Here is a 16,080-nt window from a genome sequence, read left to right as displayed (position 1 = left end):
CCCCCTCCGCCTGTTCAGTTTAGGGTTCCTGATGTGACGCCCGCCGCTCGCTTACTTGGCGCGGTTGACCGGCTCTGCTTGTTTTGGCATTCGCTTTCGATAGACGACGTAGCTGCGCTGCAAGTAGCGGAGCGGGAAGCTGAATACGTGAACGAGACGGGTGAACGGCCAGACGGCGAACAAACCGAATGCAGCGAGAATATGAATCTGAAACCAAAGCGGCACCGCTTCCATATAAGCTGGGTTCGGACGGAACGTAAGAAGGCCGCGAAACCACGGGCCGATTGTCGTCCGGTAATCAAACCCGTGCGAATCGATGTTCAGAAACGTCGACGACAACCCGCTGGCGATCACGACAAGCAAAAATCCGAGCGCGACCCAGTCGCCGGTGCTGCTTGTCACCCGTACGCGCTTGACCGTCAAGCGGCGGCGAAAAAGGATCACGAAACCAACGAAGGCCGCCAAGCCGGCCGGAATGCCGCCTGCCAAGGCGAGGGCGTGGTACATCTCTTCTGTCACGCCAAGCGCCTCGTAAAACGGCTCGGGAATGAGAATGCCCATCACGTGGCCGACAAACACGAACAAAATGCCCCAGTGAAAGAGAAGGCTTCCAAGGCGCAACTGCCGTTTTTCAAGCAGTTCGCTTGATTTGGATGTCCAGCCAAACTGGTCGCGCTGGTAGCGCCAAATATGGCCGGCGACAAATAGGACAAGCGCCAAATACGGAACAATCACCCAGAGAAATTGGCTGGCCATGCCGTTGCACCTCCTTTCGGGAGCGGCGTCACGCCGAGTTGAGTGAATGTGTGATTGAGCGCGTCAAACAGCTGTGCATACGGGCTGCCTGCCGCTGCCAGCCGGTCGCCGATTTCGCGGATATGGCCGGCATAATCGGCGAGCAAGGCGGTCGTATGCTCTTGATCTGCATAGGCCATCCATTCAAGCATGAGCGGCAAGTAGTCGGGCAGCTCGTGATCGGAGACGGCGAATCCGGCCGCCTCGTAGCGCGCTTTTAAGGCGACGAGTTCGATTCCGCGCTCCCGCTGCTCGCCGTTTGTCATATACGTCAAGTACAAATTCGTTTTTTTGCCGAAATCAAATGTTTCGACATATTGCTCCATCCGCTCTCGAGCCGGGGTGACCGCGAGCTGTTCGGCCACTGCCAAAAGCGGCGCGCGGACGGTTTCATCGTCAAGCGAGCGGATGGCGTCTAGGCAGTCAGGAAGCGATTCGGCCCACTGTTCGTCCGGGTAAGACAACAAATACGATACACATAGAAAGACCGTTTGTTGTTGTTCGCTGTTCATCGTAAATCCTCCATTTCATTATTGAAGGGGGCGGGGCTCGCCTTCTTTCTCCTTTTACAGCGTGCCGCAAGCGCCCGGGCCGCCGGCGAACGCCAGCCCGCAGCTGCCTTGTTCCGCGTACAAGTCAGCGACTTCTTCGCGGTGCGATGCTGGAATGACGAAGCGGTCTTCGTATTTGGCAATCGCGAGCAAACGGTACATCTCTTCAATGTCTTCACGGCTTAAGCCGAGCGATTCAATGAGGCGGATGTCCGGCTGTTTGTTCGTTTGTTTCGCCCGCATGTATGAGCGCATGGCCGCCATTTTTTTCAATGTCGTGCGGATGTGCGCCGTATCGCCCGCCGTCAGCAAATTCGCCAAATATTCGATCGGAATGCGCATTTCATCAATGGCCGGGAAGATGTCATCGGCGCTCGCTTGGCTTCCTTTTCCTTCGATCGTATTCATGATCGGGCTCAGCGGCGGAATGTACCATACCATTGGCAGCGTCCGGTATTCCGGATGCAGCGGCAAAGCGATTTTCCAGTCGACGATCATTTTGTAAATCGGCGAGCGCTGCGCCGCGGCGATCCATTCGTCCGGGATGCCGGCTTCTTTCGCGGCGGCGGCGACGGCTGGATCGTTTGGATCAAGGAAAATATCAAGCTGGGCGTGGTACAGCTGTTTCTCATCGGCGACGCTCGCCGCTTCTTTCACTTGATCCGCATCATACAGCATGACGCCGATGTAGCGAATGCGGCCGACGCACGTTTCCGAACAAATCGTCGGCATGCCGGCTTCGATGCGCGGGAAGCAGAGCGTGCATTTTTCCGCTTTGTTCGTTTGCCAGTTGAAATACACTTTTTTGTACGGGCAGCTTGTGACGCAATACCGCCAAGCGCGGCAGGCGTTTTGGTCGACGAGGACGATGCCGTCCTCGTCGCGTTTGTACATGGCGCCTGACGGGCAGCTCGATACGCATGACGGATTGAGGCAATGCTCGCAAATGCGCGGCAAGTACATCATAAAGACGTTCTCAAATTCCGCTTGGATCGATTGCTCCATTTTGATGACGTTCGGGTCGACTAAGCCCGTGACATGGGCGCCGGCCAGATCGTCTTCCCAGTTCGGCCCCCATGACAGCTCCATCCATTCGCCGGTGATGCTTGATTTCGGCCGCGCCACTGGCTGGTATTGTTTTAGCGGGCTGTTCGTCAACGTTTCATAGTCGTAATTCCACGGTTCGTAGTAATCGTCGATCGTAGGCTGGTACGGATTGTAGAACAAGTTGACGAGCCGCATCGCTTTCGAGCCGGATTTGAGCCGCAGTTCGCCGTTTTTCAACTCCCAGCCGCCTCTATACTTCTCTTGGTTTTCCCATTGTTTCGGATAGCCGATTCCGGGTTTCGTTTCAACGTTGTTAAAGTACATGTATTCAGCGCCGGGGCGGTTCGTCCATGTGTTTTTGCACGTGACGCTGCACGTATGGCAGCCGATGCATTTGTCCAAATTCATCACCATGCCGACTTGCGCTTTAATCTTCAAGCCAATCAACCTCCTCGAGTTTGCGGATGACGACGTACAGGTCGCGTTGGTTGCCCGTCGGTCCGTAATAGTTGAATCCGTAGCTTAACTGTGCATATCCGCCGATCATATGCGTCGGCTTTACGTGGATGCGCGTCGGGCTGTTGTGCGTGCCGCCGCGGTTGTTTGTCAGCTTCGTGCCCGGCACGTTAATATGGCGGTCTTGCGCGTGGTGCATAAACGCCATGCCGCGCGGCAGCCGGTGGGAGACGACGGCGCGGGCGACGACGACGCCGTTTTCGTTGAAACATTCGATCCAGTCGTTGTCGTTGATGCCGGCTTCGGCCGCATCATCTTTGTTCATCCACACGGTCGGCCCGCCGCGGAAAAGCGTCAACATCGGCAAGGAGTCGAAATACATGCTGTGGATCGACCATTTGTTATGCGGCGTCAAATAGTTCAAGATGACTTCCTTTCCGTTTTCTTTCGGGCGTTTGTTTGAAAACGGACGGTGCGGCAACACCGGCTTGAACGTCGCCATCGTTTCGCCAAACTCGTGCATCAGTTCATGATCGATGTAAAACGACTGCCGGCCGGTCAACGTCCGCCACGGGATGAGCCGTTCGACGTTCGTCGTAAACGGCGAGTAGCGCCGCCCGCCTTTTTCCGAGCCGCTGAACGCCGGCGAGGTGATGACCGTTTTCGGCTGGGCGGTGATTTGTTCAAACGTAAAGCATTCTTCCTCGCGTTCTTTCGCTAAATCGGCCAATTTCAAATCCGTCTTTTTCTCAAGCGCCTCCCACGCTTTCACCGCCATTTTGCCGTTTGTAGTTGATGACAGCGTCAAAATCGCTTCAGCCGCTTTTTTCGCTTCGCTGATATCCGGGCAGCCGTCGGCGATGGAAGCGCGCCGGACAGTGCCGAGCCGGCGTTTCAACTGTTCATACTCGTCTTTCGCTGACCAGGCAATCCCTTTTGTGCCGATCGGCTGGCGGGCGACATTTGGACCTAAGGCGGTCATTTGGTCGTAAAGAAGGGTATAGTCGCGTTCAATGACGTGAATGTTCGGCATCGTTTTGCCCGGAATCGGTTCGGTTTCGCCTTTGCTCCAGTCTTTCACTTCACCGAACGGCTGCGCCAGCTCTTGCGCCGTATCGTGCAACAGCGGAGTGGCGACGACTTCTTTCATCGGCTTTAAGCCGGCTTGTTTGGCGACATCAGATACGGCTTTCGCAAGTGATTTGAAAATATCCCAGTCCGAGCGCGCTTCCCAGAGCGGAGGCACGGCTGGATTGAACGGATGGACGAACGGATGCATATCCGTGCTGCTTAAGTCATGTTTTTCATACCATGTCGCTGCCGGCAGGACGACATCGGAGTAGAGCGCTGTGCCGGCCATGCGGAAGTCCAAGTTGACAAGCAGATCGAGCTTGCCTTCCGGCGCTTCATCGCGCCAGCGGATTTCTTCCGGGCGCAGGCTGTCGCGGTCATCGTTTAACAAGCCGTTCGTCGTGCCAAGCAAATGTTTTAAGAAGTATTCGTGCCCTTTGCCGGAGCTTGAGATTAAGTTGGCGCGCCAGACGATCAAGTTGCGCGGAAAATTCGCCTCGTTGTCCGGATCTTCGATCGCAAACTGCAATTCTTTCTTTTTCAGCTGTTTCGCGACGTAGGCGCCGATCTCTTCCGGCGTGCGGGCTCCATGGCTTACTGCTTCGTTATACAGCTCGATGCCGTTTTTGTTAAACGTCGGGTACGACGGCAGCCAGCCAAGCCGCGCGGCCAAGACGTTGTAATCGCCAGGGTGTGAATAGCGCGCTTTTTTGGCCAGCGGTGAGATGAGCTCATCGACCGGCCGCTCTTCATAGCGCCATTGGTCGGTCGCAAAGTAAAAGAATGACGTGCCGTTTTGCAATTTCGCTGGTCCGACCCAGTCGCGGGCGGTGGCGATTGTCTGCCATCCTTCCACCGGCCGCAGCTTTTCCTGCCCGACGTAATGGGCCCAACCGCCGCCATTCACCCCTTGGGCGCCGACGAACAAGACAAGGTTCAAGACGGCGCGGTAAATCGTATCGGAGTTGAACCAATGGTTGATCCCGGCGCCGACGATGATCATCGACCGGCCGTTTGTGTCGATCGCGTTGTCGGCAAACTCACGGGCGATTTTCACGACGAGTTCGCGGTCGACGCCGGTGATCGCTTCTTGCCATGCTGGCGTGAATGGCACCTCGTCATCGTACGAGCGGGCGACTGTGCCGCCGATGCCGCGGTCAATGCCGTAGTTGGCCAAAATCAAATCATAGACGGTCGTGACGTAAACGTCTCCTGTTACGGTTTGCACTTTTTTCACTGGAACCGCGCGTTCGATCGTTTTTCCGCCCTCAGCGGTGAAATATGGAAGCTGGATCGAGATGACTTCATCTTCGCTCCCTAAAAACGACAGGCGTGGCTCAAGCGGCTGTTCTGTTTCCTCATCAACAAGACGCAAGTTCCATTTTCCTTTGTCTTCCCAGCGAGCGCCGATCGTTCCATTCGGCACGACAAACGAGTCGGTGTTTTCATCATAGATGACCGGCTTCCATTCGGCATTGTTCGTTTGTTTGCCAAGGTCTTTCGCCAACAAGAAGCGGCCGGCCGTCCATGCGCCGCCGTTTTGTTTTAAGGTGACGACAAACGGAAAATCGGTGTACGTTTTGGCATATCGTTCAAAATATGGAACGGTCCGTTTGACGTAATATTTGTTTAAAATAACATGTCCCATCGCCATCGCCAAGGCGCCGTCCGTCCCTTGCTTCACCGACAGCCAGTCGTCGGCGAATTTTGTCGACTCGGCGTAATCTGGGCTGACGGAGACGACTTTCGTGCCGCGGTAGCGCACTTCGGCTAAAAAGTGAGCGTCCGGAGTCCGGGTGAGCGGGACGTTCGAGCCCCAGGTGATGATGTAGCCGGCGTTGTACCAGTCGCTTGACTCCGGCACGTCCGTTTGGTCGCCCCAAATTTGCGGCGACGCCGGCGGCAAGTCGGCGTACCAATCATAGAAGCTTAACATCGGCCCGCCCATCAGCTGCATGAAGCGCGATCCGGCGGCATGGCTGACCATCGACATGGCTGGAATCGGGGAGAAGCCGACGTTGCGGTCCGGGCCGTATTTGACGACCGTATACAATAAGGAAGCGGCGACAAGCGTCAATGCTTCATCCCAGCTGACGCGCACGAATCCGCCCTTCCCGCGCGCCTGTTTGTAGCGCTTCGCTTTTTCGCGGTCTTCAACGATGCTTTTCCACGCCTCAAGCGGGTTGTTTGGATGATGGGAGAGCGCCTCGCGCCACATGTCAAGCAAGATGCCGCGGACATACGGGTATTTGACGCGCAGCGGGCTGTACATATACCATGAGAAGCTCGCGCCGCGCGGGCAGCCGCGCGGTTCAAAGTCCGGCATATCCGGCCCGGTCGACGGATAGTTGAGCTGCTGTCCTTCCCAGGTGACGATGCCGTTTTTGACGTAAATGTTCCAGCTGCACGACCCCGTGCAGTTGACGCCATGGGTCGAGCGGACGACTTTGTCGTGCTGCCAGCGGCGACGGTACGCATCTTCCCAGGCGCGGTCGCCGTAGGTTGTTTCGCTATGGCCGTCGGCTTGGCGCTCGATCGGCCGAATATATTTGAAACGGTTGGTGAGCGGAGATCGTTTTCGTGTCATTTGCTTCACTCCTTATTAGCGTTGTGTACTTTTAACTATAGCCATGATGTCAATAACGCGATGTTAACTTTGTCACACTTGGCATCATTGTCACAAATCCGTCAAAGAAACGAACAAATATTCTTTTCTGTGGTATAATGGGGAAAACGATAAAAGTTTGAGGGGATTTCGTTGCGATACTCCAGCCATGTCATTGCCACATTATGCCTCGGCGCGGCGGCGGCCGCGCATACAAAGCTGCCGTTTACCGCCGCCTATACGGCGGGGCTTGTCATCGGCAGCCTTCTTCCTGACATTGACGAGCCGTCGTCATACGTCGGCCGCCGTTCGTTCGGCGTCGCGGGGAAAGTAAAAGAAGCGTTCGGCCATCGCGGCATGACGCATTCGCTCATCGTCTGGGGGGTGCTTGCCGCCCTCGTCTGGCGCGACTCGGCGTCGCCGTTTACCGCTGGGCTCGTGCTCGGCTACTTGTTTCATATTGTGGAAGACTTTTTTTCTGTTCAAGGGGTGCCGCTGTTTTGGCCGTTTTCGTCCAAGCGGTGGAAAGTGCCGCTCTATCGGACGGGAAAAGGGATGGAGAAAGCATTGGTTGGCATCGCTTGGATCGCATTCGTCTATTTTGGCGTCAACGGCTTGTTTCACGAATGGTGGCGGTCATGGTTGTCGATGTGGTAACGGCGTCCGATCAAAAAAGGAAAAAAGAGGTGCGGCGGCGAATATAGTGAGAGGAACGGATTTGACTAGATAAGGGGGAGAGGAAGATGAGCGAACAATATCCGGTGCTCTCGGGCGCCGAGCCGTTTTACGCCGAAAACGGGCCGGTCGGGGTGCTGCTCGTGCACGGATTCACCGGCACGCCCCACAGCATGCGCCCGCTCGCTGAAGCGTATGCGAAAGCCGGCTATACCGTTTGCCTGCCGCGCTTAAAAGGGCACGGAACGCATTACGAAGACATGGAACGGACGACGTTCCACGATTGGGTCGCCTCGGTCGAAGAAGGATATGGATGGCTGAAACAACGATGCCAAACCATTTTTGTCACCGGGCTGTCGATGGGCGGGACGCTCACGCTTTATTTGGCGGAACATCACCCAGACATCTGCGGCATCGTGCCGATTAACGCCGCTGTCGACATCCCGGCCATCGCCGCCGGGATGACGGGCGGGGGCGAGCTGCCGAGGTATCTGGATTCGATCGGTTCGGACTTGAAAAATCCGGATGTGAAAGAGCTGGCATACGAGAAAACGCCGACCGCTTCGCTTCTTCAGCTGGCTAGGCTGATGGCACAGACAAAAGCGAAACTCGATCGCATCGTCTGTCCGGCGTTGATTTTTGTCTCCGACGAAGATCACGTCGTGCCGCCGGGAAACGCCGACATCATCTTTCAAGGCATTTCATCGACGGAGAAAGAGATCGTCCGCCTCCGAAACAGCTACCATGTGGCGACGCTCGATTACGACCAACCGATGATTATTGAACGGTCTCTCGAATTTTTCGCCAAGCACGCCGGATAAAACGAATCGGTATATGGCTGATCCTGTTCAAAGGAGAGGCCATTTTTTGTTTGTCGGTATTTTTGTGAAAAAATATGTGGCTGTTTTGCCGGGCTTGTTCTACACTTATAAATAGCTGGAAAAAGAATAAGGGAGTTTTCTTTGTATGAATCATATCAAACCGATCGCATTGCTCGTTGAAGAAAAACGAATCGTGGATGCCCTTGCCCAGGTGCGGCCGCATTTAGAAAACATGGGATTGTTTCAATGGCGGCCGCTCATGGCGTCATGGGACAGCATCGAGCCGTTTCGGGCGCTCATCCGGCTGTTTGATTATGCGCTCATGTACCGGCATAGCGGGCTTGTCGCGCGGTACGCCCACCGGAAGTTCAACACGTTGCAGACGCTCGCTTGGGTGTGTGATGAGTGGCTCGAGAACCGCCGGCCGCTCGATGTGGAAGAGGCGCTCACCCCGCGTCTTACAGAAGCGCTCGAAGGCCGGGTGGAGGAGCCGAGGGAATCGATCGCCCGGGCGGCGTTTGCGTTGGTGCGCGCTTTATTGGATATGCAGCGGGTCGAGGAGGCGCGGGAATGGATGGATGTGGTTGCCCGCTATGAGACAGCGCCGATGCATGACAAATGGGGCTACTTTTATATCGAGACCGGCGACCGGAAAAACGCGGAACAGGCGATTCGCGCCGGTCTCGACGACTCGGAGCGCGGCGATATGTGCTATTTGCTTCTTGCCGATTTGTATGCGCTCGATGGCCGCCACCGCGAGGCGCTTGCCGTTTTGGAAGAAGGAAAGCAGCGTTTTCCGCAAGTGTTGGCGTTTTACGCTGAGCGCGTGCGCCGCCTGCGCGATGTGCGCGCCTACCGCGAGGCGCTCGCGGCGATGGAGGAGCTTGACCGTTTGAATCCGCTTCATATGCATCGCCGTTATTTTGCCCATTTGCGCGCCGAATTGTATTACCAGCTTGACGAATGGGAGAAGCTTGAATCGCTTGTGAAAGCGGAGCCGCAGCTTGAAAAAAAACGCCGTACGCCCGCGCGCTTGGGCGGCAAGGGAAACGGTCGGTGGCGCTGCCGCTTGTGCCGGTCGTGCAAAAGCACAACTATTGCGTGCCGGCGAGTCTGGAAATGATGCTTCGATTGCTTGGTTCCCCCCGCACGCAGGATGAAGTGGCCGAACATATTTTTGATGTGCGCGGATCGAAGCTGTCCACGACCGTACATTATTTGGAAGATCTTGGATTTGTTTGCCGCTTTTTCATCGGCACGCTGCCGCGCTGGAAGCGGCTCATTGATGAGGGCGTTCCGGTGCTGTTGAGCGTCGATTACGAACAGTCATCACACGTCCAAGTGCTGTTTGGCTATGACGAACGGCTCGAGGCGTTTTATGTGCAAGACCCGAATCTGTTTGATCCGTTTGTCGTTTCCGAGGACGAGCTTGCCAAGTGGTATGCAGGGACGCATTATTTGTCGATTGTGGCGCTTCCCCGGGAAAAAGCGGCGCTCGCCGCCGAGCTTCCGGAGGAGGAGGACCGCTATTTCCGTGAGCTGCACGCGTTGGCTGAAAAGATGGACGAGGACGAACAGGCGCATTTCGCCGCCTTTGTCGCCTTTTTGCGCCAGCATGAGCACATCCCGTACACATGGCTGTATGTCATGAAGCATTTCGGCAGCGACGAGGCGAAGCCGCTTGTATTGGAGTATACGGAACGAGTCTTGAACGAGTATCCGGAACATAACGACTTGCTGCTGATGGCGGCGAAAGCGTACGTCTACACGCAAGAAATGGAGAAGGCTGAAGACGTGCTCAAACGGGTGAAAGGAAAGGCGCAAAGCCCGCTCTACCATTATTTGCGCGGGCGCATTGCCTTTTTTGCCAGCCGCTATGAAGAGGCGGCCCGCTATTTTCGCACCTCGCTCCAGTTGGACCCAGACCAGCCGGAAGTGTGGAGCTATTTCGGGCTCACCTCGGCGTACGCCGGTCATATCGAAAAAGGGCTCATCTCTTCGCGCGTGGCAGTCAGCCTGTATCCGGGCGATTTGTTTATCGAAACGAATCACGGTGTGCTGTTGTTCCATGCGAAGCGGTTCGCCGAAGCGCGCGACTGGTTTGATCGTCTTGTGCGCCGCGAGCGGCGGGATGCCCAGCTTTGGTATGAGCGGGCCCGCTGCGACATGGAGCTCGGCCGAAGGCGCAAGGCGGAACGCGGCTTTGGCGTCGCCAAAGCGCTCGACCCGCAGGAACCGCATCCGTATTTGATGTTGGCTGACTTGTATGATGATGCCGGTGATCGGGAAAAAGCGAAAGCGGTGCTGGAAGAGGGGCTGGCCGCTGCTAGACGCTTGGCGCCGCTTTACGTCCGTCTTGGCGATCTCTATATGGAGGAAGGGGAGGCGGAACAAGCGGTTTCGTGCTACAAAGAGGCGGTCCGTCATGACCGCGATGACGTGTTCGCCCATCTCGGCTTGGCGTCTGCCCTTGCGGAGCGCGGGGATATGGATGAGGCGCGCCGGTATGTGATCGAGCAGCGCGCCCGTTTTGCCGCCAACAGCGAATATTGGCTGAACGCGGGAAGATGGCTTGTCGCCCATGGGTTCGCCGACGAGGAGGAAGGACGCGAGACGGCGCTGTCGTGGTTGGAAGAAGGGTTGCGTCTGGCTGAGTTTGAGGCGGAAGAAGCGTACGAGTTTTACCTTGATCAGCTGGCAACGCCGTCTTTAGAGGAACGCGGCCGGGCGTTTTTAGAGCAGCTTGTCTCGGCTCGCCCGACACTCGCTTCGGCCCATTCCGCTCTCGGCGCCCTTTATGAACGGCAAGGCCGGCCGTCGAAGGCCATGGCGTTTTACCGAGAAGCTGCCGCCATGGGCCATGCGCTTTCCCTCTTCCGGCTCGCGGAGCTGTGCGCCTCGCTTGGACGCCACGAAGAGGCGAAACAACAGTATGAGGCTTGTCTCAAAGCCGATCCGTCGTTTGTCCTCTGCCATTTTCGCTTAGCTGCGCTCTATGAGGCAGAAGGAAACGAAGAGCGGCAGCACGCGCATTTGCTTCAGGCGGTTCGCCTTGCTCCGCTGCGAGTGGATAGCGAACAGCTTGCAGCGATCATAGAGCCTCCGGCGCTGCTTGAGACGTTGGCCGATGCCCGTCCGCGTGGAGGAGATGTGTGGTACTATGACAGCCTTGGGTATGTATATGGAGCGCTCGGACGCCGCGATCAAGAAAAGGCGGCGGTCGAGAGGGCGCTTGCTCTTGACCCGGATCACAGTGAAGTGCTTCGTCATTACGCGAATGTGCTTAGCCGGGAAGGACGCACGAAAGAGGCAATCAAGCTGCTCGAGCGGTTGATGGTGCGCCATCCGGACGATGAATCGTTGTACCCGTTGTATGTGGCTCTCTTTCCGAAAACGATGCGCGGCTTAGGGAAGCTGCGCCACCGGCTGGAGCGGCTGAAGATCGGCCGTGAGGCGAAAAGCGTTGTTTATCGGAATGCGGCCGCCGCTCTCCTTCCGTATTTGGAAGAGGAACAGAACGAAAGCGACGAGCCGGTGCGGTGGTGGACAAAAGCGAAAGAATGGATGGGCAGGTTTTCCTTGTTTTCGATCGTCATTGATTTGTATGAGGAGGCGATTCGCCTCAATCGCAGCGATGCGGAAGCCTATGGGCAGCTCGCCCGCCTCTATGCGGCGATCGAGCTGGAGGACGATGCCATCAAAACGTGGCGCCGAGCGCTCGCCCGCGTTTGGGATCCTTCATTGGCGCGTGAATTCGTCGAACACTTGTTGAAGGCCGACGATGAGAAGAAGCGCCAAGAAGCCAAGCGGTGGCTTGAACGGCTAGTGGCTGATGACCCGGACGATGTCGAACTGCGCGTGTTGCAGGCGGTCGTTTGGCTTCAAGAAGGGCAGCACGAGAAAGCCGAGCGGCAGCTGGAGGCGATCGTGGCGGAAGAACCGCTCGCCCGTGAGGCGCTCATGTTGCTTGGCGAACAGTATATGGAAACGGGCCGCTATCAGGAAGCGGCGGCGCTTTGGGAGCGCTACGCCGATTGGTATCCTGAGGATGAAGAGCTGAATATGCAGCTCGCGGCTGCTTATGAAGCGGCAGGGCACATTGAGCGGGCTTTGGCTGCCATTGAACGGTGCGTCCATATGGCCAAAGATGCTCGACTTCGCTACGAACGAGCCCGCTGTCTCGCGTTGCTTGGACGCTTCGATGAGGCGAAGCAAGAGCTTGAGGCGGCATTTTCGGCTGATGAAAGCGGAGAGCTCGCCATGTTGGCGGCTGACGAGCCGGCATTTCACCGCTTGGAGCGGATGTGATCAATTGTTGCTTTTCTTTTGATGGAAAGTTTGCTATTGTATGAGAAGAGAAGATGGACGGGGCAAAAGGGGGTGGACGGGACGCATGGAAGCGCCTATTGATTTGCTTGTGTATATGTCGCTTGTCGGCGCGTTATGGATCATCATGAAAGGGTATATGGGCGCACATCGGACAGCGAAATCATTGTTTTACGAGCCGGCGTTGGCCTCGGTTCGCGAGCGGGAGGCGGGAGGAGGCGCCGAACGAGCGGCGCTTCCATGGCGCCCGCTGTTTTTGCCGCAGCGGCGGAAAATTCCCGTTCGGGAACGGACAAGCCGAACGGATGAGGATGGAAGGCCCTTTCCTTTATGATGAAACGGCATGATTTTGCAACATGATAGTAAGGAGGGCTTTTCATGAAAAAATGGGTATTGGTGCTGCTTGGTGCAGTCTTGCTTCTTTCCGGCTGCAACCGCAACGAACCGATCAATGAACATAGCCAAGGCATTTGGAACCATTATTTTGTCTACCCGATGTCGAAGCTCCTTTTGACGCTTGGGCACTGGTTTGGCGACAACTACGGCATCGCCATTATCGTGCTGACGCTCATCGTTCGTTTTTGCTTGCTGCCGCTCATTTTGAAGCAGTTCCGCGCATCACTCGCCATGCAAAAGCTGCGTCCGGAATTGTTGAAGCTGCAAGAAAAATATAAAAGCAAAGACCCGGAAACGCAGCGCAAGCTCCAGCAAGAAATGATGCAGCTGTACCAAAAGCACGGCGTCAATCCGGCGAGCGGCTGCCTGCCGGTGTTAATTCAAATGCCGATTTTTATGGCGCTTTATTACGCGATTTCGCGGACGCAAGAAATTAAAACCCACTCGTTCCTATGGGTCGAGCTTGGCCACCGCGATCCGTATTTCATTTTGCCCGTTTTGGCGGCGTTGACGACGTTCATCTCGCTCCGCCTCTCGCCGTCGATGGCCGAAGAACAAATGCCGCAAATGGCGATGATGTTGTACATCATGCCGGTCATGATCTTTATCGGCGCCAGCTCCGTCCCATCGGCGCTGTCGCTTTACTGGGTGGTTGGCGGCTGCTTCTCGATCATCCAGTCGCTCATTTTGCGCAGTCAGCTGAAAGCGGCGAAAACGGCGGAAAATAGCTGACGGATCAGTGAAAATCCCGCGCCTGCTTCAAGCAGGCGCGGGATTTTCGCTTTGCGCTTATGGTTGCGCCGCTTTGTTGATTTGATTCAGCTGATAATTGTTGAACGGCACCCAACGGAGAGGCTCAGTGTAGCTGATCATGCGAATCCGGTTTGACGCAAATTTATTCAGGAAGACGACGGATAAACCGACGGCAAGAAGCACGAGCAAAAAAACGATATTGAAAAAAAGGGGGATCATATCGGCATATCCTACTTTCTGTTTTTGTAAATATTCGTAAAAACCATTCGTCAGAAAGGAATCACTTTTCCGCTGAGCGATGGAAGGCGAGTTTTGCATCATCGGCTCGCTTTCTTATGCAATCTTCTGCTTGCCCAGATTTTGCATGCTGGAGTAGAGTAAAAGTATAGCAGCGGCAATGTACAGCAAGACCCGTTTGTTAGACAAACACGCAGGAGGGATTTTCATGAAGAGAGCACTCATTAACATCGACTACACCGTCGATTTCATCGCCGATCATGGCGCGCTTACATGCGGGAAACCGGGGCAGGCGATTGAAAAAGAGCTCGTGCGGGTGACGAAACAGTTTATTGACAACGGTGATTTTGTCGTCTTTGCCATTGACAAGCATGTGGCGGGAGACGACTATCATCCGGAAACGAAGTTGTTTCCGCCGCATAACATTGAAGGGACGGAGGGGCGAAAGCTGTACGGGGAGCTCGAGGCGGTGTATCAGGGGAACAAGCATAAAAACAATGTGTATTGGATGGACAAAACGCGCTACAGCGCGTTCGCCGGAACGGATTTGGAGCTGAAATTGCGCGAAAGAGGCATCACGGAAGTGCATTTGGTCGGCTGCTGCACCGATATTTGCGTTCTTCATACGGCGGTCGATGCGTACAACAAAGGATTTCGCATCGTCGTCCACCGGCGGGCGGTGGCGAGCTTCGACGCGGCGGGACACGAATGGGCGCTCCGCCATTTTCGCCATACGCTAGGCGCGGAAATAGTGGAATAATGGAGAAAACGTGATAGAATAGACGATGAACATTGTTTTATTCGGCGGCGCCGTCATTCGTGTGTTGGAGGTAGCAATTCATGAAGACATATGCTGATGACAGTTTGATGCTTCATACGGACTTATATCAAATCAATATGGTCGAGACGTATTGGGAAGATCGTATGCATGAGCGCCGCGCTGTGTTTGAAGTGTTTTTCCGCAAGCTGCCGTTTGGCAACGGCTATGCGGTGTTCGCTGGGTTGGAGCGCGTCATTCAGTTTTTGCAACAGTTCCGATTTTCTGACAGCGACATCGACTATTTGCGCCAAGAACTTGGCTACCGTGATGACTTTTTAGACTATTTGCGGACGCTTCGCTTCACCGGCACGGTCCGTTCGATGCGCGAAGGGGAAGTGGTGTTTGCCAATGAACCGATTATGCGCATCGAGGCGCCGCTTGCGGAGGCGCAGCTCATTGAAACCGCCATTTTAAACATCATCAATTTTCAGACGCTCATCGCCACGAAAGCGTCGCGCATTAAGCATATTCTCGGGAACGAACCGGCTTTGGAGTTCGGCAGCCGGCGGGCGCAGGAGATGGATGCGGCGCTTTGGGGCGCGCGCGCAGCGTATATCGGCGGGATTGAGGCGACATCGAACGTGCGTGCCGGGAAGCTGTTTGGCATTCCGGTCGCCGGAACGCACGCCCATTCGATGATTCAAGCGTATCAGGATGAATACACCGCCTTTTTGAAGTATGCACGCCGTCATAAAGACTGCGTATTTCTCGTCGATACGTACGATACGTTGAAGTCCGGGGTGCCAAACGCCATTCGCGTCGCGAAGGAGCTGGGCGACCAAATCAACTTTATCGGCATCCGCATCGACAGCGGCGATCTCGCCTATTTGTCGAAGGAAGCGCGGAAAATGCTCGATGAAGCCGGATTTCCGAACGCGAAAATTTTCGCCTCGAACGATTTGGATGAAGATACGATTTTAAACTTGAAGTCGCAAGGGGCGAAAATCGATGTGTGGGGGATCGGCACAAAGCTCATTACGGCGTACGATCAGCCAGCGCTCGGCGCCGTGTACAAAATGGTGGCGATTGAAAACGAACGCGGTGAGATGGTCGATACAATCAAAATCAGCGGCAATCCAGAGAAAGTGACGACGCCGGGGCTGAAGCGGGTGTACCGCATCGTCAACAAAATCAACCATAAAGCGGAAGGCGACTACATCGCCTTAGAGAGCGAAAACCCGCAGCAAGAAGAGCGGCTGAAAATGTTCCATCCGGTGTACACGTTCATCAGCAAATTCGTCACCAATTTCGAAGCGCGTGATTTGCATGTGACGATCTTCGACAACGGCCGGCTCGTGTATACGTCGCCCCCGCTTCCGGACATTCAAGCGTATGCGAAAGAAAGCTTGCGCTTGTTTTGGGAGGAGTACAAACGGACGCTCAATCCCGAGCAATATCCCGTCGATTTGAGCCAAGCGTGCTGGGACAATAAGATGGAAAACATCCGCAAGGTGAAAGAAAAAATTGCAGGTGCATCTTTAAGTGAATAAACCGCCTTGGCTGCGGGGCAAGCGCATGGTGTCGCTT

At 55.5% G+C, this 16,080-nt stretch carries 11 protein-coding genes and 1 pseudogene; 7 read left to right on the top strand and 5 right to left on the bottom strand.

Annotation, left to right across the window (positions count from 1 at the left end; translation table 11 throughout):
- Positions 1-51: 51 nt before the first annotated feature.
- The 4 genes from narI to ABS784_RS12170 are packed head-to-tail and all read right to left on the bottom strand — an operon-like array spanning position 52 to position 6,507.
- Positions 52-756: a respiratory nitrate reductase subunit gamma gene (gene narI / locus ABS784_RS12185; RefSeq protein ID WP_014195922.1), complete on the bottom strand. Its 705-nt coding sequence runs from the start codon at positions 754-756 to the stop codon at positions 52-54.
- The gene (gene narJ / locus ABS784_RS12180) at positions 732-1,307 is read right to left on the bottom strand and encodes a nitrate reductase molybdenum cofactor assembly chaperone (RefSeq protein WP_014195921.1); all 576 of its coding nucleotides are present in this window, start codon (positions 1,305-1,307) and stop codon (positions 732-734) included. Before narJ ends, narI begins: the two co-directional genes overlap by 25 nt.
- 54 nt (positions 1,308-1,361) lie before the next feature.
- The gene (gene narH, locus ABS784_RS12175; RefSeq protein ID WP_352512611.1) at positions 1,362-2,831 is read right to left on the bottom strand and encodes a nitrate reductase subunit beta; all 1,470 of its coding nucleotides are present in this window, start codon (positions 2,829-2,831) and stop codon (positions 1,362-1,364) included.
- Positions 2,821-6,507, bottom strand: a complete 3,687-nt coding sequence (locus ABS784_RS12170) for a nitrate reductase subunit alpha (protein ID WP_352512610.1) — start codon at positions 6,505-6,507, stop codon at positions 2,821-2,823. Before ABS784_RS12170 ends, narH begins: the two co-directional genes overlap by 11 nt.
- Before the next feature lie 171 nt (positions 6,508-6,678).
- Between ABS784_RS12170 and ABS784_RS12165 the strand changes: the two genes are divergently transcribed.
- From ABS784_RS12165 to yidC, 5 genes and pseudogenes are all read left to right on the top strand, one after another.
- The gene (locus ABS784_RS12165) at positions 6,679-7,182 is read left to right on the top strand and encodes a metal-dependent hydrolase (protein ID WP_011231316.1); all 504 of its coding nucleotides are present in this window, start codon (positions 6,679-6,681) and stop codon (positions 7,180-7,182) included.
- Between the two features lie 86 nt (positions 7,183-7,268).
- Entirely contained in the window at positions 7,269-8,021 is a 753-nt protein-coding gene (locus ABS784_RS12160; protein ID WP_014195917.1) for an alpha/beta hydrolase, read from the top strand.
- Positions 8,022-8,166: 145 nt separating this feature from the next.
- Positions 8,167-12,329 (top strand): annotated as a pseudogene (locus ABS784_RS12155) (tetratricopeptide repeat protein).
- An 85-nt stretch (positions 12,330-12,414) separates the two neighbouring features.
- Positions 12,415-12,681, top strand: coding sequence for a hypothetical protein (locus ABS784_RS12150; RefSeq protein ID WP_011231313.1), 267 nt, complete (start codon positions 12,415-12,417; stop codon positions 12,679-12,681).
- A 44-nt stretch (positions 12,682-12,725) separates the two neighbouring features.
- Positions 12,726-13,475 carry a membrane protein insertase YidC gene (yidC, locus tag ABS784_RS12145; RefSeq protein WP_352512607.1) on the top strand — a complete coding sequence of 250 codons (750 nt, stop codon included), beginning with the start codon at positions 12,726-12,728 and terminating at the stop codon, positions 13,473-13,475.
- 57 nt (positions 13,476-13,532) lie between these two features.
- Here yidC and ABS784_RS12140 read toward each other — a convergent pair whose 3' ends face one another.
- Positions 13,533-13,817 carry a hypothetical protein gene (locus tag ABS784_RS12140; RefSeq protein ID WP_014195913.1) on the bottom strand — a complete coding sequence of 95 codons (285 nt, stop codon included), beginning with the start codon at positions 13,815-13,817 and terminating at the stop codon, positions 13,533-13,535.
- A 124-nt stretch (positions 13,818-13,941) separates the two neighbouring features.
- On the opposite strand from ABS784_RS12140, the gene ABS784_RS12135 reads away from it, so the two are divergent.
- Both ABS784_RS12135 and ABS784_RS12130 read left to right on the top strand, forming a co-directional pair.
- Positions 13,942-14,493 carry a cysteine hydrolase family protein gene (locus ABS784_RS12135; protein WP_352512605.1) on the top strand — a complete coding sequence of 184 codons (552 nt, stop codon included), beginning with the start codon at positions 13,942-13,944 and terminating at the stop codon, positions 14,491-14,493.
- Between the two features lie 80 nt (positions 14,494-14,573).
- Complete coding sequence (locus ABS784_RS12130; RefSeq protein WP_238980107.1) at positions 14,574-16,043, top strand: nicotinate phosphoribosyltransferase; 1,470 nt, start codon at positions 14,574-14,576, stop codon at positions 16,041-16,043.
- Positions 16,044-16,080: the final 37 nt, after the last annotated feature.

The sequence above is a fragment of the Geobacillus sp. G4 genome (assembly GCF_040327975.1).
Classification (GTDB): domain Bacteria; phylum Bacillota; class Bacilli; order Bacillales; family Anoxybacillaceae; genus Geobacillus; species Geobacillus thermoleovorans.
This window is presented reverse-complemented; position numbering and strand designations above follow the sequence as displayed.